The sequence below is a fragment of the Rhodococcus artemisiae genome (assembly GCF_036327795.1).
Classification (GTDB): Bacteria; Actinomycetota; Actinomycetes; order Mycobacteriales; family Mycobacteriaceae; genus Rhodococcus; species Rhodococcus artemisiae.
The window spans coordinates 162670-184365 of record NZ_JAUTXY010000014.1 but is presented as its reverse complement, the minus strand read 5'-3'; the positions used below and the strand labels follow the sequence as shown (position 1 = coordinate 184365).

16 protein-coding genes are annotated in these 21696 nt (G+C 65.8%); 5 read left to right on the top strand and 11 right to left on the bottom strand.

Features of this window, described 5'->3' with window-relative positions:
- Nucleotides 1–25 precede the first annotated feature (25 nt).
- Together Q7514_RS25240 and Q7514_RS25235 are read left to right on the top strand one after the other, a co-directional pair.
- Nucleotides 26–520, top strand: a complete 495-nt coding sequence (locus tag Q7514_RS25240; protein WP_330136001.1) for an NUDIX domain-containing protein — start codon at nucleotides 26–28, stop codon at nucleotides 518–520.
- Nucleotides 521–569: 49 nt separating this feature from the next.
- Nucleotides 570–2129, top strand: coding sequence for a long-chain-fatty-acid--CoA ligase (locus Q7514_RS25235; RefSeq protein WP_330136000.1), 1560 nt, complete (start codon nucleotides 570–572; stop codon nucleotides 2127–2129).
- Nucleotides 2130–2184: 55 nt separating this feature from the next.
- Here Q7514_RS25235 and Q7514_RS25230 read toward each other — a convergent pair whose 3' ends face one another.
- Together Q7514_RS25230 and Q7514_RS25225 are read right to left on the bottom strand one after the other, a co-directional pair.
- Nucleotides 2185–3369, bottom strand: a complete 1185-nt coding sequence (locus Q7514_RS25230; RefSeq protein ID WP_330135999.1) for a thiolase family protein — start codon at nucleotides 3367–3369, stop codon at nucleotides 2185–2187.
- A 170-nt stretch (nucleotides 3370–3539) separates the two neighbouring features.
- Nucleotides 3540–4418, bottom strand: coding sequence for a hypothetical protein (locus Q7514_RS25225; RefSeq protein ID WP_330135998.1), 879 nt, complete (start codon nucleotides 4416–4418; stop codon nucleotides 3540–3542).
- A gap of 314 nt (nucleotides 4419–4732) precedes the next feature.
- Between Q7514_RS25225 and Q7514_RS25220 the strand changes: the two genes are divergently transcribed.
- Complete coding sequence (locus Q7514_RS25220) at nucleotides 4733–5032, top strand: chorismate mutase (protein WP_330135997.1); 300 nt, start codon at nucleotides 4733–4735, stop codon at nucleotides 5030–5032.
- Nucleotides 5033–5120: 88 nt separating this feature from the next.
- On the opposite strand, the gene Q7514_RS25215 is transcribed toward Q7514_RS25220, so the two are convergent.
- Together Q7514_RS25215 and Q7514_RS25210 are read right to left on the bottom strand one after the other, a co-directional pair.
- Nucleotides 5121–5609 carry a hypothetical protein gene (locus tag Q7514_RS25215; protein ID WP_330135996.1) on the bottom strand — a complete coding sequence of 163 codons (489 nt, stop codon included), beginning with the start codon at nucleotides 5607–5609 and terminating at the stop codon, nucleotides 5121–5123.
- A 131-nt stretch (nucleotides 5610–5740) separates the two neighbouring features.
- The gene (locus tag Q7514_RS25210; RefSeq protein WP_330135995.1) at nucleotides 5741–7165 is read right to left on the bottom strand and encodes an aldehyde dehydrogenase family protein; all 1425 of its coding nucleotides are present in this window, start codon (nucleotides 7163–7165) and stop codon (nucleotides 5741–5743) included.
- A 341-nt stretch (nucleotides 7166–7506) separates the two neighbouring features.
- Between Q7514_RS25210 and Q7514_RS25205 the strand changes: the two genes are divergently transcribed.
- The gene (locus tag Q7514_RS25205; RefSeq protein ID WP_330135994.1) at nucleotides 7507–12996 is read left to right on the top strand and encodes a glutamate synthase-related protein; all 5490 of its coding nucleotides are present in this window, start codon (nucleotides 7507–7509) and stop codon (nucleotides 12994–12996) included.
- Nucleotides 12993–14750 (top strand): sulfite reductase subunit alpha, encoded by a 1758-nt coding sequence (locus tag Q7514_RS25200; RefSeq protein ID WP_330135993.1) that lies wholly within the window; start codon nucleotides 12993–12995, stop codon nucleotides 14748–14750. The genes Q7514_RS25205 and Q7514_RS25200 overlap by 4 nt, the downstream gene beginning before the upstream one ends.
- Before the next feature lie 76 nt (nucleotides 14751–14826).
- On the opposite strand, the gene Q7514_RS25195 is transcribed toward Q7514_RS25200, so the two are convergent.
- From Q7514_RS25195 to Q7514_RS25165, 7 genes are all read right to left on the bottom strand, one after another.
- Nucleotides 14827–15378 carry a hypothetical protein gene (locus Q7514_RS25195; RefSeq protein ID WP_330135992.1) on the bottom strand — a complete coding sequence of 184 codons (552 nt, stop codon included), beginning with the start codon at nucleotides 15376–15378 and terminating at the stop codon, nucleotides 14827–14829.
- A 53-nt stretch (nucleotides 15379–15431) separates the two neighbouring features.
- Entirely contained in the window at nucleotides 15432–15788 is a 357-nt protein-coding gene (locus tag Q7514_RS25190) for a hypothetical protein (RefSeq protein ID WP_330135991.1), read from the bottom strand.
- Complete coding sequence (locus Q7514_RS25185) at nucleotides 15785–16486, bottom strand: ABC transporter ATP-binding protein (protein ID WP_330135990.1); 702 nt, start codon at nucleotides 16484–16486, stop codon at nucleotides 15785–15787. The genes Q7514_RS25190 and Q7514_RS25185 overlap by 4 nt, the downstream gene beginning before the upstream one ends.
- Nucleotides 16483–17196: an ABC transporter ATP-binding protein gene (locus tag Q7514_RS25180; protein ID WP_330135989.1), complete on the bottom strand. Its 714-nt coding sequence runs from the start codon at nucleotides 17194–17196 to the stop codon at nucleotides 16483–16485. The genes Q7514_RS25185 and Q7514_RS25180 overlap by 4 nt, the downstream gene beginning before the upstream one ends.
- The gene (locus Q7514_RS25175; protein ID WP_408016184.1) at nucleotides 17174–19303 is read right to left on the bottom strand and encodes a branched-chain amino acid ABC transporter permease; all 2130 of its coding nucleotides are present in this window, start codon (nucleotides 19301–19303) and stop codon (nucleotides 17174–17176) included. Before Q7514_RS25175 ends, Q7514_RS25180 begins: the two co-directional genes overlap by 23 nt.
- Nucleotides 19303–20694, bottom strand: coding sequence for an ABC transporter substrate-binding protein (locus tag Q7514_RS25170; RefSeq protein WP_330135987.1), 1392 nt, complete (start codon nucleotides 20692–20694; stop codon nucleotides 19303–19305). Before Q7514_RS25170 ends, Q7514_RS25175 begins: the two co-directional genes overlap by 1 nt.
- 392 nt (nucleotides 20695–21086) lie before the next feature.
- Entirely contained in the window at nucleotides 21087–21695 is a 609-nt protein-coding gene (locus Q7514_RS25165) for a class F sortase (RefSeq protein WP_330135986.1), read from the bottom strand.
- Between the last annotated feature and the right edge of the window lies 1 nt (nucleotide 21696).

Here is a 21696-nt window from a genome sequence, read left to right as displayed (position 1 = left end):
TCGGATACCGCCTACTCTCACTGCCGTGACATTCCCGAATCTCCGCCACTCGGTCCGCGCCCTTCTCGTCGACCCAGACAACCGGCTCCTGTTGTGCCGCGCGCGCACACCAGACGGTTTCACCGTGTGGATCACCCCCGGCGGCGGCATCGAGGTCGGAGAGACGCAGTTCGAGGCGTTGACGCGTGAACTCATGGAGGAGGTCGGTTTCCGGCTCGACACCGAGCCTCCGCACGTCTGGCACTCGACGATCGTCTCGCCCCATCACGTGCCGGGCTTCGACGGGACCGTCAACGACTACTACCTGATCCGCACCACCCCGTTCGTCCCGCGCCCCACACTGACCGCCGCCGAACTCGCATTGGAAAACCTCTCTTCGTTCCGTTGGTGGTCACTGCCGGAACTCGTCTCCTACAAGGGTCCCGACCTACTGGGTCCGCGTTCGCTCGCCATCGATTTCCCGCGACTGCTCGATGGCCCCGTCCCCGAGCGCCCCGTCGATCTGTCCCCGCCTCGCTAGGCCACACGACCGCTATCCTCTGTGACACACACCACACAGAGGAGTTCGAATGTCCGCGCCGCACTCGCCCACGCTCGTCAGCCGCCTCGAACACTGGGCGAAGACCGTCCCAGACTCCCCCGCCGTCCAGTATCTGGATCGGGCGCACACCTGGAGTGAATGGCACGATCGGGTCCGGCGTCTCGCGGGGGCGCTTGCCTCGGCCGGGATCGGCGCAGGCGACACCGTTGCGTTCATCGACAAGAACAACCTCGCGTGCGTCGAGGTGACATACGCCGCGTCCGCGCTGGGTGCCGCCGATGCGATCCCCAACTTCCGGTTGGCGGGAGACGAACTGGCCTTCATCCTCCGCGACTCGAACGCGAAGATCCTGTTCGTCGGCGCTGAATTCACCGACGTGATCGCATCGATCCGTGAACACCTCGGAACGGTGACGAAGGTGATCGTCGTCGGGGGCGACAACGACGAGTTCGAAGCGTTCCTCGCCTCCGGCGACCCGAGGCATCCTCTGCCGGACGTCTCACCCGATACGACCGCGCTCCTGCTGTACAGCTCCGGGACCACGGGGCGCCCGAAGGGCGTACAGCTGACCCACCGCAATCTGTCGGCGCACGCCGAGGCGATGCTGTCGATTCTTCCCTTTCGCGATCAGGACTGCCTGTTGGTTGCGATGCCGCTGTTCCACGTCGGCGGTACCTGCTACGCGATCATCGGAATCCATGACGGCCGACGGTGCATCTTCACTCGTGAAGCGGACGCGCCGTCACTGTTCGGTGGGATCACAGCCGGCGCGAACGTCGCGTTCCTCGTGCCGCCCGTGATCTCGGGCGTCCTCGCCGCGGGCGACAAGGCGATCGCCGCATTGTCCCGGCTGAAGCGCATCACCTACGGCGCCGCGCCGATGCCGCTGCCGCTGTTACGTGCAGCGCTCGCCGCGTGGCCGGACTCCGAATTCGTACAGGTGTACGGCATGACCGAACTCGCCGGGGTGATCACCGCGCTGATGCCCGATGTGCACCGCGACCCGTCGCAGGAACATCGGATGGCGTCGGCGGGCACTCCCATACCTGGGGTCGAGATGCGCATCGTCGATCCGGTCGGCAACACCGATGTTCCGGTGGGATCCGTCGGCGAGTTGTGGTGGCGGTCAGCCCAGACGACACCCGGGTATCTGGGTCGGCCCGACGCGACCGCCGAGACCATCGTCGAAGGTGGCTGGCTCCGCAGCGGCGACATGGGACGCGCCGACGAAGGCGGATTCGTGTTCATCGAGGACCGGCTCAAGGACATGATCATCACCGGCGGCGAGAACGTCTATTGCCCGGAGGTCGAGCGCGTGCTCGTCGAGCATCCCGCGGTTGCGGAGGTCGCTGTCATCGGGGTGCCCGACGAGAAGTGGGGGGAGACGGTCAAGGCCGTCGTGGTGCTCGCCGCCGACGAGAAGGCCGACGAAGACGAACTGATCGACTACACCCGGACGCGCCTCGCGAAGTTCAAATGCCCGAACAGCATCGATATCGTCGGTGACCTGCCCCGCAATCCCACGGGGAAGATCCTCAAGCGCTCGCTGCGCGAACCCTACTGGGACGGACGCGAACGAAGCATCTGAGGCATGACAAGGTGGGGGCCGGTCATCCGGCCCCCACCTTGTCATTCCGATTCTGTCAGCGCACCCGGCGCAGCAGCGCAGCCAGGGCCTGGCCACCGCCGATGCACATCGTGACGATGCCCAGCTCGAGGTCGCGGCGCACCAGGTCCTTGGCGACACGGACGGTCAGGATCGCGCCGGTGGCGCCGACGGGGTGACCGAGCGCGATCGCGCCGCCGTACGGGTTGGTCTTGTCGGGATCGAGCTTCGCGTCGCGGATCACGGCGATCGCCTGCGAGGCGAAGGCCTCGTTCAGTTCGATCGTGTCGATGTCGGACGGCGTCGTGCCGGTCTGTTCGAACAGCTTCGCGAGCGCATGCGTGGGGGCGTATCCCATCAGGGACGGGTCCATCGCAGCGACGGCGACGGAGTCGATCACCACGGAGCCCGCAAGGCCCCGCTCGCGTGCGACGGACTGCTTGGCCAGCACGACCGCGCCGGCACCGTCATTGATGCCCGATGCGTTACCGGCAGTGACAGTGCCGTCCTTGATGAATGCCGACCGCAGCTTGCCGAGCCCTTCGAGGGTGGTCTCGGGCTTGGGATGTTCGTCGGTGGTGACGGTGAACGGCTTGCGGCCACCGACCTCGACGGGGGTGATCTCTTCGGCGAAAGCGGCCTTGGCTGCTGCGGTGTCGGCACGCCGCTGCGACTCCAGGGCGAACTCGTCCTGCTGCTCGCGGGTCACGTTGTATTCACGAGCGACGTTCTCGGCCGTGACGCCCATGTGCTTGCCGCTGAACGGGTCGGTGAGCATTCCGGTGGTGCCGTCGACGAGCTCGCGGTTGCCGAGCTTGTAGCCGCTGCGGGCACCGAAATCGTAGAACGGCATCCGCGACATGTTCTCGTCGCCACCGGCGACAGTGATGTCGGCGCCACCCCACCGCATCTCCTGAGCCGCCGACCAGATGGCCTGCAGCCCGGAACCACACAGGCGGTTGACGGTGAACGCGGGGGTCGAGATCGGCAGGTCCGCGGCGAGGGCGACACGGCGCGCGTTGTATGCGTCGCCACCGACCTGACCGATGCAACCCATGACCACCTCGTCGATGTCGTCGCCGGCGACACCGGACCGCTCGAGTGCTGCGCGTACGGCAACCGCTCCGAGCTCGTGGGCGGGTACATCCTTGAACGCGCCGCCGAAGCTTCCCACGGGGGTACGCGCGCCGTCGACGATGACGATCGGGTCCGGAGTGGTCATATCTGCAATCCAATCTGGTCGAACACTATTGTGTCGGGCCGTGTGCTGTGCACCCAGACGCAGGCTACGGCACTCAGTGCCGCAGATTCCAGAAAACAATCTACTCTCACCCGGAACGTTAGGGAAGTGCCACTCTCACAATCAGAGAATCCAACTTCCGAGCGACCGGGTCAGCCCGCAACGCCGAGGTCCGCTCGCCGGAACCTCTCGACCGCACGCGGAGTGCCGAGTTCGCTCCGCGCCGAAGGGTTGCAGGTATAGAACTCGAGGATCCTGTGCAGCAGCACCGGGTCGAGCGCGTAACGCCGCGAGTCGATCTCTATCCGCGGCGCCTCCGGGAACCGATCCAGCCGGAACACCGTACTCGTGCGGCGACGCGCCCAGGCCGCAGTCGTCGTCCCCTCGACCCACGTCTCCGGGTAGCCGTAATCCAGGGCCCGAACCCCGGCGACCGACATCCACGGCAGGTACGACTCGAACGACCATCCTCGCTGCCGGATTCCGTCGGGACTGAGCACGAGCGCCCCCACCGCCAGGCGACCGAGCGCGACTTCGACGACGAACGCCACACACGGCACACCCAGCAGCGCCAGAACGAGGCTCACCCAAGGGATGCCGTTGTTGAACAGGAACACCTCGACGGCGGCCCCCACCGCGAGCGCTGCCGCGCAGCCCACCATCGCGACGAGAGCAACGAAGACCGACAGCCGTGAACGGACCTCGGTGGCCGCGCCGAGACCACCCCGACGAAGGGTCCGCACACCCGGCCTACCGCGACGCGGCCACCAGAACACACATCCGAACGCCGCAGTGAGCAACATCAGCACGGAGAGGATCAAGAAGAAGCGGGATTCCGGCCCGAAGCCGGGGTCGTCGGACGAGAATCCGCCGACGAACGCGACGACACTGACCACGGCGGCCAGGACGATCGAGAGCGCGGCTCTCATATTCCATCTCGGACGTCCCCACTCCACCGGACGCACCAGGCCATCCGCATGCCCCTGACGTTCTTCCGGGCCCTGCCCCTTCCGAAGAATCGGCCGTTGCATAGGTACTCCCTTCCGGAGCACCGGAGGCCCCGACGCCTCCGGTGAATGCCGGTTGCGGCCCGACGCTACCGCACCCGACCCCCACCACCGAGCGCCCCATCGGACGCCCAGCACAAAGCCTTGGCACACGCCAGTGTGACGATTACCATACTCACCGGTCAGGTGGGGTATATATCCTGTTCACACCGGGTTTATGGGGGGTCGGATCGGTCATGGCTGCAGCGTCCGAGAATTTTCGTGTACGGATGAGTAACACCCTCGCCGGTGAACGCGACACAATCTGTGACGATTCAGACGAGACCGGAGGAATCTGCATGACCATCCAGCTTGATTCGCCTGGCATCGAGCGCGCCGAAGCAGCATCGTCGGCCAACGACACGGACCTGGGTAGCCTCTTCGACCAGATCCGCGACCTCGATGCTCATATCCTCGAGGCGGTCAAGCGGCGCTCCGAATTGTCCCAGCAGATCGGCGCCGCAGCGAGAGAATCGGGTGAGACCCGCGAAGCACAGGCCAACGAGATGGGCGTGCTCGACCGGTTCGCCGAACTCGGTAACGACGGTAAGACCCTGGCCATGACCCTGCTGCGTCTGGGACGTACGCGCCGGTCCTGACCGCCCCGCTTCGACGAAGCCCCCGCACCATCGGTGCGGGGGCTTCGTCCGTCGCTACGAGGTCCATCGCTACGAACCGGAGGCGCTCCTATCCGACGACGGCGCGAGCCGACTCGTCCAGTTCGAACTCGGCCAGCGCCCGTCCGGCCAATGCCGCGACCCGGGACGAGGGCAGGCCGTCGTACGCACTCAGCACGATCGTGACCTGTTCGAGCGGCGACAGAGCCCCGAAGAGCACGGTGTCGTCGACGCCGAGATCCGGATGCGGAGGGCCGAGCCGAGGCCGCTGCATCTGCAGCAGATACCCGAACCAGTACAGAACATAGGCGCCCAGCTCCGGCCCTACAGGCTCACGCCAGGTCGCCGCGGCGCGAGCGACCGCACGATCCAGCAGTGCGGTATCCACGTCATGCCTGCCGGCCAGAAGTCTCGCGCAGGGGGCGAGATCCGGAAGCTTGGCTTCGAGGATGCTGCGCAAGTGCTCGGCGCGACCACCGGGTGGTGGCCCCCCGCCCGGACCACCACCGAGTCCGACCCCGCCGGGGCCACCGTCACCCGCATTCGCCGACCAATACATAGCCGCGCTTCTTCCTGTGCCGTTGTGCCGTGGGCCGCGATTCATCGCCTACTTCGACTATCGTCCGAAAAGTGTCGGACGTCACACACCGTCGAAGTGGCGTGTCGCGGCGCACGGCACGCAGTGCCAACTCAGCGCAGGATCGTCTTGATCTCCAGGAATTCCTCGAGTCCGAACACACCGGCCTCACGCCCGATACCCGACTGCTTGTAACCACCGAACGGTGCGTCGGTGTTGAATGCACCGCCGTTGACGAACACCTGCCCGGTGCGGATGCGGCGCGCGACTGCCTCCGCGCGCGCGGGGTCTCCCGACCACACGCCACCCGACAGGCCGTACTCGCTGTTGTTGGCGATGCGCACGGCGTCGTCCTCGTCCTGGTAGCCGATGATCGACAGGACGGGTCCGAAGATCTCTTCCCGGGCAATCGTCATGTCCTCGGTGACATTGCTGAACACTGTGGGGCCGACGAAGTATCCCGTGGTGAAACCGTGCTCGCGTCCGTCGAGCGTCAGTTCGGCGCCTTCGGCGACACCCTTCTCGATATAGGAGACCACCCGCTTCTGTTGCGTTCCGCTCACTAGCGGACCGAGCTTCGAACCCGGCTCGGACGGGAGCCCGACTGTGTAGGCCTTCGCCACCTCGGCAGCGATGGAGGCGGCCTCGGGAAGTCGTTCCGCGGGCACGAGCATGCGGGTCAGTGCCGTGCAGGTCTGGCCGGAGTTGAGGAAGCACTTGCCGACGCCCTCGGTGACGGCAGCAGCGAGATCGGCGTCGTCGAGAATGAGGTTCGCCGACTTACCGCCGAGTTCGAGCGCCACCTTCTTCACCGTCTCCGCGGCAACCACGGCGACACGCTTGCCCGCACGTGTCGACCCGGTGAACGACACCATGTCGACGTCGGGATGCGCGGCGATGGCCTCACCCACGATGGGGCCGTAGCCGCTGACGACGTTGAGAACTCCCGGCGGCAGACCCGCTTCGTCGACGATGTCGACGAGCGCGTAGGTGATCAGCGGCGCCACTTCGGTGGGCTTGAGGACCACCGTGCATCCGGCCGCAAGTGCCGCGAACACCTTGAGGACCACCTGATGCAGCGGGTAGTTCCACGGGGTGATCGCCCCCACGACACCGATCGGCTCGCGCACCACGAGGGCGTTGCCGATCTCCTGGTCGTCGAAATCGTAGGTGCCGGCCAGTGCCGCGTATGCGGCGATGTTCTTCAGCGGCATACCTATCTGTACCGGCTTCGCCAGGCTCAGCGGCATACCCATGTCCTGCGAGACGGTCGCGGTGAGTTCGTCGACACGCGAGTTGGCGAGCGACGAGATCTTCCCCAGATAAGCGGCGCGTTCCGCACCACTCAGGGCCGACCACGCCGGGAAGGCCTCGCGGGCCGCGGCCACCGCACGATCGACGTCGGAGACGACACCCTCCGCAACAGTCGCGATGACCTGTTCGGTGGCGGGATCGACGACCTCGATGCTGCCGTCGCCGTCGGAATCGACCCACTGCCCACCGATGTAGATCCTGGTGCGGTCGAGAACTTCACTCATCTGCAACACCCCTGCTCTTCTTCGCTACCTGTACGTACGGATCGGCCGACGATCGCAGCGTATCCGACCCTGCTGTGACCTGCGGCACTCGCGAGTCGGCCACCCTGCCTGTGACGTACGACGCGGACCCACAGCCGTAACCTGTGCGCTACAATCGACAACGCTGCTCGCGCGCTCCACCGTCGCAACGCTCGGCGCATTCGGACAAAGACGTCTGTTTCTTATCTTTGATCACCGTCGTCGGCACCGGTCTCTCTTCCGCGCCCTCTGTGCAACACCTCTGCACACAAGCGCCCGCTGCCACCGTCGGTCGACTTCGAATCGCCGAGGAGGATTGTCCGTTGACGCATCACGCCGACACCGGGTTGCACGACAGCTCGCTCGACAAGAGCAGCTGCGGAGTCGGGTTCATCACCCGCAAGGACGGTGTGCAGACGCACGAGGTCCTCACCCGCGGGCACGAAGCCCTGTGCGTGGTTCCTCACCGCGGCGGCATGTCTGCCGAGGGTGTGGGCGACGGCGCCGGCGTCAACGTCGACCTGTCCGTCAGCTTCTTCTCCGCGCTCACCGGAAAAGCCTTGCGTGCACAGGAATTCGGTGTCGGAAACTTCTTCATGCCTATCGATGGGTCCTCACACGACAACGCGGAGGCTCTGGTCACCGACGCACTTGCCGGGGCCGGAATCGAGGTGGTCGGCATCCGTGAGGTCCCCGTCGACGACTCAGTGCTCCGCCCGGCCGCCGTGGCGCGTCAGCTTCCGATCCGTCAGTGGATCTTCGGCCGTCCCGAGAACTGCACGTCAGCAGACGAATTCGACCGGCTCCTGCACGACGTGCTACTCACGGTGGAGGCCCGCGCTTACACCGAACCCGCCCTCGCCGGGCTCTACCCTCTGTCGCTCAGTGCACGCACCCAGGTTCTCAAGGGTCGCTTGAACTCTCACGAGGTCATCCCCTACTTCCGCGACCTCGTCGACCCGCGGCACGAGGTGCACACCCTGTTCTTCCACACCCGCTTCTCCACCAACACCGACCCGCATCCGACGATGGCTCAGCCGTTCCGGCTGATGGCCCACAACGGTGAGCTCAACACCGACCGGAAGAACCGCCTGTTCGAGGGTGCCCAGGCGCGAGCCGCCGGACGCGACATCATCCGCCCGCCCGGGCAGTCCGACAGTTGCCGCTTCGACCAGACGCTTGCGGCACGCATCGCATCCGGCGACCTGGATCTTGTCACCGCTGTCGTGCAGATGGTGCCGCCCGCGTGGGAGAACGATACGACCGTGTCGCCGCAGGTACGCGCAATGCTCGAGTACTTCTCGCTCTACGAGGAGAAGAACGATGGCCCCGCAGCCCTGATCTTCGGCAACGGGACCGTGGTGGGCGCACGCCTCGACCGACTCGGCCTGCGTCCCTTGCGGACCGTGGAGACCGACGAGTATCTCGCCGTCACCTCCGAGGCCGGCCAGTTCGACTTCGCACCCGAAGCAGTGATCCGCCGCGGTCGCATCGAAGCCGGCGGAATGCTGTACTTCGACCACCGCACCGGCAGGTCGTACGGAACCGACGAGGCAGTCGAGATCCTTGCGGCCCAGCATGATTACGCGACGCTGGTCGACGAGGCCCGCCGTAACCTCGATGCGCTGCCCCCGGTCCCGGCCGAGAAGGCCGGTTCGCCGCTGCGCTACAACGGCAACCTCGAGCGCCACCAACGCTACGTGTCGTACTCGCTCAACCAGGAATCGTTCCGGTTCATGCTCGACCCTATGCTCGCGTCCGGTCAGGAGCGGATCTCGGCGATGGGCTACGGAAACGCGATCAATGCGCTCTCCGATCAGGAGGGTGGTGTCGCCAAGTACTTCTCCCAGCGATTCGCCCAGGTCACCAACCCGTCGCTCGACTCCATTCGCGAAGCGGACGGCATGACGCTGCGGGTCGCGCTCGGCGCACGTCCCGGTAGCGGTGCGCCGTCTGCTGCCCAGCTCGTGGTGCCCACCCCGATCCTCACCCACCTCGATATGCTCCGGATCCGCGAGCAGTCCGAGACGCCGGTGCAGCGTTTCGAGATGCTGTACTCCCCCGTGTTCGACGACACCGAGGCCAATTCTGCAGCACTCGCCGCCGCCATCGACGGTGTCGCCGACCGAATCACCGAGTTCGCGCGCACCACAGGCGGTATCGCGGTCCTGACCGACCGTCACGTGTCGGCCGACCGTGCGCCGCTGCCGATGATCCTCACGGTCGCGGCCGTGAACCAGCGACTCATCGACGACGGTGTGCGTCTTCGGGTGTCCGTGATCGTCGAATCCGGTCAGCTGTTCTCGTCGCACCACATCGCCGCGACCCTCGGCTTCGGTGCCGCCTCCGTCTACCCCCTGACGGTGCAGATGCGCGCCGAGGAGAAGTTCAGTGACGACGCCGACGCAGCGTTCCTGAAGTTCCGCAAGGCCGCCGAGAAGTCGCTCATGAAGACGATGGGTCGCGTGGGTCTGTGCACCGTCGAGTCCTACATCGGCGGCGAGTTCTTCGAACCGAGCTATCTCGACACCGACGACGAGGTGCTGAGCCGCTGGTTCCCGAACGTCGACACCCCGGTCGGCGGTGTCGGATTCGCCACCATCGCGCAGGCAGTCGCCGACTGGCACAAGCACGCCCTGAGCGTGCGGGGCGAGACCGACGTACCGTTGCTCGGCCTGTTCAAGGAACGCGCCGACGGTGCCGGCCACTCGTTCGGCACCACCGCAGTGCGCGGGTTCGTCGACATGACCGAGGAAGCGGTCACGCTGCCGGTCGAGCAGGCAGGCGAGGCCGATCTGACCGACGCGCTGCGCCTGCTTCCGCTGCACCGTCTGTCCGATGCGCACGGCCTCGACGACGCCGCCTACCGCTACGGCGGGTTCCGCGCGCTCACCCCGGATGAAATCGACGCGTTCGACATCACCCCCGGCTACCGCGCCTTCGTGCGCACGATCGCCGACGAGCGCACGCACCGCCCGGCCGCCCTGCGCGACGTACTCGCGTTGCCCGCCGACATCACTTACATCACGGCTGCTGACGACTTCCAGCGCGAAATGGGACGGTTCGCCCGGTACGGGAACAACTCCATGCTGGTGCGTGGGCTTTCCGCGTCCCGCGTCGGCGACAACGAGTACGTGCTGCGTCTGACCGGTCCGCTGGCCGACGATCACACCCGTCCCGAGGCGCTCGCGCAGTCACTCGTTGCACGGTTCGGCGACTCGATCGTCGACTACCGCTGCTACGGCGACACCCTCACCGTGCAGGCACTGGGGCAGGCTGCCGACTACCTCGGACAGATCCGGCAGGCGCCGCAGAGCCTGCGTCTCGACCGGATCCAGCCGGCCCACGAGATCACCCGCACCCTCGCGTCGGGTGCGATGAGTCACGGCGCGCTCAACTCCAACGCCCACGAGGCCGTCGCGCACGGCACCAACATGGTCGGCGGCATGTCGAACTGTGGTGAGGGCGGCGAGCACATCTCCCGCTACGGCACCATCCGCGGCTCGCGGATCAAGCAGTTCGCGTCGGGTCGCTTCGGGGTGTGGGCGGGGTACCTGGCCGATCCGATGCTCGAGGAGATCGAGATCAAGATCGCACAGGGCGCCAAGCCCGGCGAGGGCGGCCAGCTCCCCGCGAAGAAGGTCACGGTCGAGATCGCCGCTGCACGCGGCGCGACTCCCGGTGTCGAGCTCGTCTCCCCGCCCCCGCACCACGACACGTACTCGATCGAGGATCTCGCGCAGCTCATCCACGACGCGAAGGCAGCCCGCGTGCGGGTGATCGTCAAGCTCGTCTCGTCGGAGGGCATCGGCACGATCGCCGTCGGCGTCGCGAAAGCCGGCGCCGACGTCATCAACGTCGCAGGTAACACCGGCGGCACGGGCGCAGCGTCGGTCACCTCGCTCAAGTACGCCGGCCGGTCCGCGGAGATCGGTGTCGCCGAGGTCCACCAGGCACTGTGCGCGAACGGATTGCGCGACAAGGTGATCCTGCGGTGCTCCGGTGCCCATCAGACGGCATCCGATGTCATCGTCTCCGCATTGCTCGGCGGCGACAGCTTCGAGTTCGGAACGACCGCGCTGATGATGCTCGGCTGTGTCATGGCGAAGAACTGCAACGTCAAGTGCCCCGCCGGCCTGACAACCAACCCCGAGATGTTCAACGGCGATCCGCGGGCGATGGCGCAGTACCTGCTCAATATCGCGCACGAGACCCGCGAGTTGCTTGCGCGCTTGGGCTTGCAGTCGCTCCGCGACGCGCGTGGCCGGTCCGACCTGCTGCACCTGCTCGACCATCCGTCGAGCGTCGGTGAACTGGATCTGAGGGCGATGCTCGCGGTGGTCCCCGAGGTCCACATCGACGATCCGGTGTACTTGGAGAAGGACTACTCCCTCGACGACGAGTGGATCAGCCGGCTCCGCGGCGCCCTCGACAACAAGAACGAGCTCGCCGTTCTCCTCGGCGAGGGCGTGCGCCTGACGAACAACAACAAGAGCGTCGGCGCGCAGCTCGCTGTCGACATCGAGCGCATGCTCAACCACGAGCAGCTCGGCCACATACCGTCCGCGCTCACCGACGAGCGTGGACGCCGCTGGCTGCGCGACGGCACCGTCACCATCACCACCACCGGCTCGGCCGGTCTGTCGTTCGGGGCGTTCTGCAACGACGGCATGGTGCTCCGCCACACCGGCACTGCCAACGACGGTGTCGGCAAGGGCCAATGCGGCGGGCAGATCGTCGTCACCTCCCCCGGCGGCGGCGCGAACGGCCGCGGCGGCAACGTGCTGATCGGCAATTTCGCACTGTTCGGAGCCACCGGCGGCCGCCTGTTCGTTCATGGCGAGGCAGGCGACCGGTTCGCCGTCCGCAACTCCGGTGCGACTGCCGTCGTCGAAGGTGTCGGCGACTTCGCGTGCGAGTACATGACGAATGGCGCGGTGCTCAACATCGGCGGGTTCGGCAAGGGCGTCGGCAATGGCATGTCGGGCGGGTTCGTCTACCAGTACGACCCCGAAGGCCTGCTCGATGACAAGGCCAGTGCCGATTCGATCGTGCTCGGCTCGATCACCGGCGACGACCTGCAGGCCACGATCCACAACGCGACCGTGCTGCGGCTGCTGCACCTGCACGTCGAGGCCACCGGATCCGAGAGGGCCAGGTTCCTGATCGACCACTGGCAGGTCGAGCAGCATCACTTCGCGTACGGCATGCCGCGCGCGCTGCTGCAGTACCAGGACTTCGATGAGATCCTCGCCGCCTCGACCCGCAAGGAACTCGCGAGCGAGGTCGCAGCAGCACTTGTCGCCCATCAAGTGCGCAAGTTCAAGGCGAACTACCGATCGGGGACGCCAGTCGCCGGCGGCGTCACTCCGAACGGCACCGACACCGAGGCGATGTACGCGCTGCTCAACAACTACACGGTGCTCGCCGCCGCGCAGGAGATGGCGTTGCAGAAGGTGCCGGGCTCGACCGGAACAGAGGACCCCGCGGTCCAGAAGGCAGCGCGCAACCTGCTGCTCACCGAAGACTTCTTCCTCATCAACAAGCTCGAACGCTATGCGCTCGAGGCGATCTCGGGCCATACCGACGCCCAGCTGGCGGCGCTCGTCGCCGACAAGCGGCTCACCGACTACAAGCAGGCGCTCGCACTACGCAACGTTCGCTCGGTGGATGCGCCCGGCACCTACGGGTGGATCCTGTGGCAGAGCCGCAAGAATCTCGACATCGCCGGTGATCTGCCCGGCTACGAGGAACTGTTCGCCCGCCACGCGGTGCCCGGCCTCGTCGCCCCGACCCTGGGAGTTCCCGCATGACCGCGCCATTCATTCCCGCCGACGCACCCTTCACCACCGACCAGCGCTCGTGGCTGGCCGGCTTCCTCGCGGGCATGCAGACCCGCCTGTTCTCCGGTGGTCCCGCCAGCGCTGTCGGGACCACCGGCTCGGCCCCAGCGCTGCACATCCTGTACGGATCGCAGACGGGTAATGCCGAATCGGTCGCCGAGGATGCCGCCGCAGCGGCACGCACGCACGGGTTCGCTCCTGCGGTCTCTGCACTCGACGACATCGATTCCGCGGCCTTCGCGTCACTCGGCCGGGTCCTGATCGTCACGTCCACCTACGGTGAGGGCGAGATGCCCGACAACGCCGAATTGTTCTGGGATGCGCTGTCGGCCGAATCCGCACCGCGTCTCGACGGAATGGACTTCGCGGTGCTCGCTCTCGGGGACACCGGCTACGACGGGTTCTGCCAGGCCGGCAAGCTGATCGACATGCGCCTCGAACAACTCGGAGCCACGCGCATCGTGCCGCGGGTCGACTGCGACGTCGAATTCGAGGACGTTGCCACAGCATGGATCGCCGAGACCCTGCCCCTGGTCGCAGCCGTCGAAGGCATCAACGGCGAGGGTGTCGCTGCCCCTCCCTCAGAGGCCGTACCGGCACGGGCGAAGTCGCAGTGGACGCGGAAGAACCCGTTCCCCGCCACCCTCACCGCCAATCGGTTGCTTTCGGGCGAGGACTCGGCAAAGGAGATCCGGCATTTCGAGTTCGCACTGGCAGACTCGGGTATCGAATACGAGGCCGGCGACGCACTGAACGTGGTTCCGGTCAACGACACCGGGCTCGTAGGGTCGTTGCTCAGTGTGCTCGAGCTCGACGGCGAGACCGTCCCCGACGGTCACGACGAGACACTCGAGCACCTTCTGACCTATCGGTACGAGATCACCGCGCCGAACGTCGACCTGCTCGAGGCAGTGGAAGAGCGCACGGGCAACGAGGAACTCACCTATGTGCTGCGCCACGGCGACAAGGCAGCCCTCGACGAATGGCTCTGGGGCCGAGATATTCTCGATGTCCTGGCGCTCGAACCTGCGCCGGCGTTCTCACCGGAAGAGCTCCTCTCGGTCCTCAAGCCCCTGCAGCATCGGGCCTATTCGATCTCGTCGAGCCCCAACAGCGCCGAGAGGTCCGTGCACCTGACGGTCGCGGCCGTGCGTTACGGCACCGACGAACGTGAACGGCGCGGCGTGTGCTCGACCTTTCTCGCCGACCGTGTCGGCGAGAACCCGGTCGGGATCTTCGTGACGAAGAACAAGTCGTTCCGAGTCCCGTCCGACGACACCGCGCCGATGATCATGGTCGGACCGGGTACCGGTATCGCGCCATTCCGCGGTTTCCTCCAGGAACGCCGCGCCCGCGGTGCGACCGGAAAGAACTGGCTGCTGTTCGGCGACCAGAAGCGCAGCTGCGACTACATCTACGAGGACGAGCTCGCCGACTTCGTCGAGTCCGGACTGCTCACCCGCCTCGACCTGGCCTTCTCCCGGGACCAGGCCCAGAAGATCTACGTCCAGACCCGGATGAAGGAGCACGGCGCCGAACTGTTCGCGTGGCTCGAGGCAGGCGGCCATTTCTACATCTGCGGCGACGCGTCGAGGATGGCGAAGGATGTCGACCTCGCGCTCCACGAAGTCGTTGCCGAACACGGCGGCATGAGTGCAGAGCAGGCCGCCGAGTACATCACTGCGCTCAAGCGCGAGAAGCGGTACGTGCGCGACGTCTACTGAGGTCCACTACGATCGAATGCCACCGTCATGCACTCGAGTGCATGACGGTGGCATTCGGCCGTTCCGACGTGGCACGTCAGCAGCCGGGCACTGCGCTTCCGTCGCCCTGGATGGCGAGCAGGGTGCAGAACGTCACCGCGGACACCTTCCACTGGCCGTCCTCGAGCAGCGCCTCACCGGACTGGTCGGGAAGAACGGGCGCATCGTTCATCAACAGGGTCCAGGAGACCACCGCCGCGTCGTCCCCCGCGCTCGTGACACCTTCGACCGTCGCGGTGGTCGCGGTGGCCTGCGGATCTGCAACCATCCCTTCCAGGGCGGGGAGGAACGCGTCACCGTTCTCGACGAGGCCGGCGCGGGTCTCCGGCGGGGTCGTCCCGTTGAAGAACGTGACCCAGGCATCGGTGACGGCCTGCGTCGTCTCTGCGTCGGCAGCGCCACCGGCCGCCTCCGTCGTCTCGGCCTCCGTCGTGTCCTCTGCTTCGGTCGTCGCGGTGGCAACGGTGGTCGCGGTGGTGTCGTCGGTGGCGTCCGACGAATCATCACTACTGCAACCGACTACTCCAGCGAGGGCAACTGCGGCGATTCCGGCAACCGCCAGTGCCCGGCGGATGGAAAGTGTGCGCACTGGGTATTCCTTTCGAATGGTGGACCCTCGTCCACGTGGGTGGTGCGGTTGGGTCAGGGTGCGGTGGGATCCGCGGGAAGCCGATCACCGAGTCGCGCGAATTCGTACGACTGACGAGCCAGCCAGAATCTCAGGAATCCTGTGATCGAATAACGGAGGAACACAGCCGATCCCACGACGCCCACCGCGATACCCAGCAGCGCGATGATGATGGCGTCGCGCTGGACGAGCGCGTCGGAGGTGTTGTGCGACATCAGGTATGCCACAATCGCCAACACCGGTCCGAGAACCATCAACGCGACACCGAGTCTCAACCAGAGCCCGGATCGACCGACGGCGGGATCCGGGATCTTCAGTTCGGTCAGCTCGCGTGCGAACTTGTCGGCTCGTGTTTCCGTCGCGGTCATCATGCACTTCCTAAGTAGAGGGACGCGAGCTCGTCGCCGAGTTCGTCCGGTGGGCCTTCGATCTCGATCTCGCCGCGGACGAGCACCGCGGCGTGGTCGGCGGTATGCAACACCGCCGTGGCAAACTGTTCCACCACCAATACCGCGACCCCCTGCCGCGCGGCTTCGGCGACGTGCTCGTACAGTTCGGCCACGATCCGAGGTGCCAATCCCATCGACAATTCGTCGAGCATGAGCACGGCCGGATCGGTGGCCAGTCCCCGTGCCAGCGCGAGCATCTGCTGTTCGCCGCCGGACATCGTTCCCGCTGTCTGCGACACGCGCTTTCCGAGTATCGGGAACCGCGTGTAGGCGACCTCCTCGATCTCCTCGATCGAGCGGCCCGTGAACGTCATCATCACGAGGTTCTCGCGGACCGTCAGGTTGGGAAAGACCCCGCGCCCCTCGGGAATGAGGCACACGCCGATTCGGGCGAGATCGCGCGGCGAGACGCCTGTCATGTCGCGGCCACCGAGTAGCAGTTGGCCCGAGCTGACAGGATGCGCACCACACGCCACGCGCAGCGTCGTCGTCTTTCCGGCACCGTTGGGGCCGAGCAACGCCACGATCTGCCCGGGCATCACGCTCACGTTCACGCCGCGTAGCACCGTGATCTTCCCGTAGGCGGCCGAGACATCGCGAAGTTCCAGAATGGGGTTCATGTCGCTCCCAAGTACGCGGTGATGACACGCTCGTCGCTGCGGACCTCGTCGGGTGTGCCGACACTGAGGATCTTCCCGAGGTCGAGCACGTGGACCGTGTCGCACACCTCCATCACCAGTTCCATATCGTGTTCGACGAGGAGCACCGCCACTCCGTCGTCGGCGACCGTACGCAGCAGCGCAGAGAACCGTTCGGTCTCCTCCCGGTCCTGGCCGGCCGCGGGTTCGTCCAGTAGAAGGATGCTGGGACGTGCTGCGAGGGCCCGCCCCACCTCGACGAGGCGTCCCATGCCGGTCGACAGCGCATCCGCGGTCGTGTCGGCAATCGCACGCAGATCGAGGCGATCGAGGAGTCCGTCGACCACCGCGGACGCCACCTTGCGGTCGGGACCCATCTCCGCTGCGACGAGCAGATTGTCGCGGACGCTGAGACGCCCGAACAGTTCGAGCCGTTGGAAAGTGCGGGACATCCCGAGCCGCGCGCGACGGGCCGGTCCGAGCTTGGTGATCTCCCGGCCGTCGAGGGCAACACTGCCGTTCACCGGCTTGCGCAGCCCGGAGATCACGTCGAACAGTGTGCTCTTTCCCGCCCCGTTGGGACCGATCAGTCCGGTGACGCGTCCCGGTTCGGCCCGAAGGTCGACACCGTCGAGGGCTCTGCGTCCCCCGAATGCCACGGTGACGTTCTCAACCTCGAGTTGCGATGGCACGATCGAGCACCTCCTCGTCCTTCTCGTCCCACGGGCGTTGCAGTCCCCACCACTCGACGGGGATCTCCGACTCCGACTCCGAATCCGTCTCGGGAACTCGCCTCACCCCCCATCCGAATGCGGCCGCTGCTGCGATCACGATTCCGAGGACGAGCACATAGCCATTGATCAGGTCGGCGATCCGCAGCATCCACAGCGCGAGGACCGCCACAGCGAGCGAGCCCATCGCAATCGGGTTGCGCAGTGCACTGTCGAAGCGTTCTCTCAGGGAGGGCACGATTCCGTCGTCGACCGAACCTGATCCGTATGCGAGTCCGGCCAGTGCCGGGAGGGTCTGCACGAAGTTCTGTGTCGCCGGGATCAGCGCGACCAGCGCGTTCATCGGGCCGGCAATCATCGAGCCGGTGAACAGGCCGTTGCCGACCACGCCGAGGCCACCGACCACCGCGATAAGGAAGATGCCGAGACCCGCGACGAAGTTGAACTGTTCGGGTGCCACCGCTCGCAGTTGCATCCCGTACAGCGCCCCGCCGAGACCGGCGATCGCAGCCGAGATTGCGAACACGAGGGTCTTCATGAGCAGCAGGCTTCCGCCGAATGTTGCATACGCGGTTTCACTGTCGCGCAACGCAATCAGACGACGTCCCAGCTGGCCCCGTCGAATGGCCGCGACGAAGGCGGTCACCAGCGCCAGGCATACGGCCGCGAACACCGTCAGTTCGGCTGTGCTGTCCAGGTGGAATCCGAACAGGCTGGGCCCGGCCAGGTTTGCCGATCCCATGTTGAAGAAGGCGAACTCTCGCCCGAAGATCTCGAGCGACGCCATGGGGAAGATCCACCGATCGAGTACCACCGCGATGGCACCGGTTCCCAAGGCCAGATACACCCCGGACAGCCGAAGTGCGGGCAGAGCCACGAGCGCACCGATCGCACCCGCGATGAGCATCGCGAGGGGTATGGCCCACCATTGACCGTCTGCACCGAAGTTGGCGCACACGACGGCACCGATTCCTGCGATTCCCAGTTGGGCCAGCGAGATCTGTCCGGCGTAGCCGATGAGCGGCACCATCGACAACGCGATCACACCGAACGCGAAGATCTGGCCGTAGGTGATCAGGTCTCCCTCACCGAGCACCGTCGCCAGCATGAGACCGAAGACGACGATGACGGCGGCGAATACGAACGTGCCTCGCACGGTGGGTACCGGCACCTGGGTGAGATTGCGTTCACGTCCGCGCAGTTTCCGATGCGGGAAGATGAGCAGGGCGATCAACAGCAGGATCGCCGGCGCCGCGAGTCGAAGACCCGGCAGATATTCGTTCTGCGGCAGGTAGCCGGCGAGATAGGCCTCCATGCACCCGACGACGATCGCACCGACAAATGTCATCGGCAGGCTCGTCAATCTGCCGAAGATGGCCGCCGCGTACGCACTGACGATCAACAGCGACAGCTGCATTGCATCGAGCGAGACCATAGAGGCGATCAGCACCCCGCCGAGAGCGGCAAGGACCGTGCCTGCCACCCAGGCAACCCTGTTGGCCCGCACCGGATTTGCTCCGGTGAGACCGACAAGCGCACGGTCGTCGACGGTGGCCCGCATCTCGACGCCCGTGCGAGTGTTGAACAGCAGGACGCGAAGTGCGAGCGCCACCGCGATGGCAATGACCATCGTCATTGCTTGGTGCCAGCTGACCGTCGCCGAACCGATGTGGAACGGCGTCCGGTCGGCGAAGAAGCTGGGCAGCGAACGCGGCTCCATCGGATCCCAGATCCACCGGGCAAGCGCGATCAACCCGCTCAGCAGCGCGATCGTCATCACGAGTTTCTCGGCATCACCGAGCCCCTGAACGGGCCGCATCAGCAGTTCGACGAGTATCCCGAACAGCGGGGCCAGCACCACCAGAATGACGGGCAGCGCAAGCCATACGGGCCATCCCCACCCGACACTGAGTTGCCAGTAGGCGAACGCTGCCATCATTCCGGTCGCGCCGTGCGCGAAGTTGAAGACACCGGTGGTGGCGTAGGTGACCACCAACCCGCTGCTGATGACTGCGTAGATAGCAGCCGTCGACAGTCCGACGATCCCGAAAGCGAGGAACTGGTCCATCATTCGAGGTCGTTCATGCTCTTGCCGACATCGGCGAGGGTCATCGGTGCGCTCGAGGTGCTTTCGGAGAGCTCACGCGCCGGGATGTCGCATCGGTAGAGGCCGTTGTCGGCACCGAAGTCCGCCGGCTCCCAACCCTCGGACGTCGCGCGCTCGACGTTGAAGCAAGGCTGCGGCGGAAGCGGTTCTGCCAGATCGTTGGCGACGTGGAGTCCGCCACCGGTCCACGCCGTTTCTTCCCGTGCCGTCTCGTAAACGCACGTTCGTGTCAGTTCGTCGCCACACGCCGTGGCGGCCTTTGCGAAGAGCAGCCACGACGACCACGCGCGCATCGCGGGGAGGGTGATCTGCGCACCCGGCGCGTACTCGTCGAACAGAGCCTTCAGTTCCTCCACCGCGGGCTCATCACTCTCGAGCGGAGCGACACCGCTGAGGTCGACGACGTTGTTCTGGTAATCCGCAGATCTGCCCAGCAATTGGATGAACTGGTCGTTGTACGCGTTGTTGTTGGCGTCGATCCAATCGAGTTCGTAATCCATATTGGTGAGAGATTCTTCGAGCTTCGAAAGCGAATCGAACGTGCCGAGGAAGACGAGGCCGCGGACACCGCTGGACTTGATGGCCTGAGCGTAGGGCGTCCAGTCGGTCACGCCCGACAGCGGGAACAGCTCGTCGTAGACGATGGTGGCACCGAGGTCGATGAGCGTTTCACGGTTGATGTCGCCGATCAGCTTGGATACGGCAGCGTCGCCGTTCAGCATGCCGATGGCGCCCTTGGACTCCGGGTACGCCTCGTCCATCAACCAGGTGCGGATCCCGGCATAGTTGTCGTAACCGGGAATCTTCGACGGCGATGCGGAAACCTCGAGGTCGGCGCCGGCAGATTTCTCCTGCACGGCCTGGGCCGGGAAGCTAGGCAGCAGGCACTCGAGCCGCGTTTCTACGCCGAGCCCGTCGAGTGCAGCACCACCTCCCACCAGGGCGAAGTCGTCGCGGCATGCCTCGATCATCCGCTGGCGCGGCTCCATGAGTTTCGAGTCGCGCGTGTTTGCCACAAGCTCACGACCGTTGATCCCTCCGGCTTCGTTACACCACGATGTGAAGACCTTCGCGGTGTCGACGAACTCGGAGTTCTTGGTGAACCCGATGTCGGAGAACACCCCCACCTCGATCGAATCGGCCGTCACGCCTTGTGCGGAGGCAGTGGAGGCGTCGCCCGGACCGCATATCTCGGTCAGGTCGCCGAAGTTCGCTGTCGCGACCGAGTCCGACTGTCCTGAGCCGGAGTCGATCTCCTCCGCTCCATCTCTGCCACCACATCCGGTTGCCAGCACAGCCAGAGCTGCGAACGCCACAACCACCTTGTGCAATTTCAAGTTCGAGTCCTTCATCCGGGCCGTCGCCGGCCGTGCTGATGATTCGGGCTATCACCGCGCCCGGAAAATCTCAGGGAGAGTGGACCATTGACAGAGAAGAGTCGATGCCACCCGCCACGCACTTACTCGGAAATACTGCCGTTTCAACCCCTCTGCCCCGTAGCCCCCACCACATCGAGCGCATCCGATCTGCGATCGACTCACATATGGTGCAACTCACATACTCGAATGTCAATAATGCAATTCTCATTCGTGAAATACGTTGTTTCTCCGTGGAATAACTATCCTTGCGGGTATGTTTTCGAGCCGAGATCACCTGGTCGACCCAGGCAGAGGCGACGATGAGGCAGACGGGCTTTCCGGCGGCCGGTTCAGCACTCGCGTTCGGATGGTCGGACGCCGAGTACCTACGCCACCGGCGTAGCGAAGACGAAGTCGTTGTTCGCGTACCCCAACGGCGGTCCGACGAATTCTCCCCCGCACGTGACGAGGACGAGGGTTTCGGGCCCGTCGAGCCGATTCAGTTCGTCGAGGGGGAGGTCACCGTCCTTACCGACGCTCAGTAACCGGTCGACACGGTATTGCCGCGCCGATCCGTCGTTGAGAGACAGGACCACCTCATCGCCCTCCGCAAGGTCGGCGAACCGCGTCGCGAAACCGTCGCCCTGCGCGACGTCGTCGATGTGCCCGGTCACCACGATCGAGCCGGCCTCGGATCCGGGAAACGACGAGTCCGCCCACCACCCCAGTCGCGACACATCCTGCGGCGGGAGCAGCACGCCGGCGGCATCGGTCGCGACCGGGTCGGTCGGCGCCGACGCGTCACCGATCGTCAACGTGACGGGAGCGGCCGGACCGTCGGCAATGACCACCACCGGGGGCGGCATGTCGTGTTTACCCGGCTCCTGCTGCGTCGACCGAACAGCAGGGCCCGAACTCCCCGCGTCGTCGGCGCAGCCGCCGGCGAGGACCAGAACCGTCCCCGCCAGCGTTGCTATGGCTGTGCGCGAGCGCATT

Coding starts and splice junctions, on each gene's coding strand:
- Q7514_RS25235 (WP_330136000.1), top strand. CDS start 570: ATGTCCGCGCCGCACTCGCCCACGCTCGTCAGCCGCCTCGAACACTGG.
- Q7514_RS25230 (WP_330135999.1), bottom strand. CDS start 3,369: ATGACCACTCCGGACCCGATCGTCATCGTCGACGGCGCGCGTACCCCC.
- Q7514_RS25225 (WP_330135998.1), bottom strand. CDS start 4,418: ATGCAACGGCCGATTCTTCGGAAGGGGCAGGGCCCGGAAGAACGTCAG.
- Q7514_RS25220 (WP_330135997.1), top strand. CDS start 4,733: ATGACCATCCAGCTTGATTCGCCTGGCATCGAGCGCGCCGAAGCAGCA.
- Q7514_RS25215 (WP_330135996.1), bottom strand. CDS start 5,609: ATGTATTGGTCGGCGAATGCGGGTGACGGTGGCCCCGGCGGGGTCGGA.
- Q7514_RS25210 (WP_330135995.1), bottom strand. CDS start 7,165: ATGAGTGAAGTTCTCGACCGCACCAGGATCTACATCGGTGGGCAGTGG.
- Q7514_RS25200 (WP_330135993.1), top strand. CDS start 12,993: ATGACCGCGCCATTCATTCCCGCCGACGCACCCTTCACCACCGACCAG.
- Q7514_RS25190 (WP_330135991.1), bottom strand. CDS start 15,788: ATGATGACCGCGACGGAAACACGAGCCGACAAGTTCGCACGCGAGCTG.
- Q7514_RS25185 (WP_330135990.1), bottom strand. CDS start 16,486: ATGAACCCCATTCTGGAACTTCGCGATGTCTCGGCCGCCTACGGGAAG.
- Q7514_RS25175 (WP_408016184.1), bottom strand. CDS start 19,303: ATGGACCAGTTCCTCGCTTTCGGGATCGTCGGACTGTCGACGGCTGCT.
- Q7514_RS25170 (WP_330135987.1), bottom strand. CDS start 20,694: ATGAAGGACTCGAACTTGAAATTGCACAAGGTGGTTGTGGCGTTCGCA.
- Q7514_RS25165 (WP_330135986.1), bottom strand. CDS start 21,695: ATGCGCTCGCGCACAGCCATAGCAACGCTGGCGGGGACGGTTCTGGTC.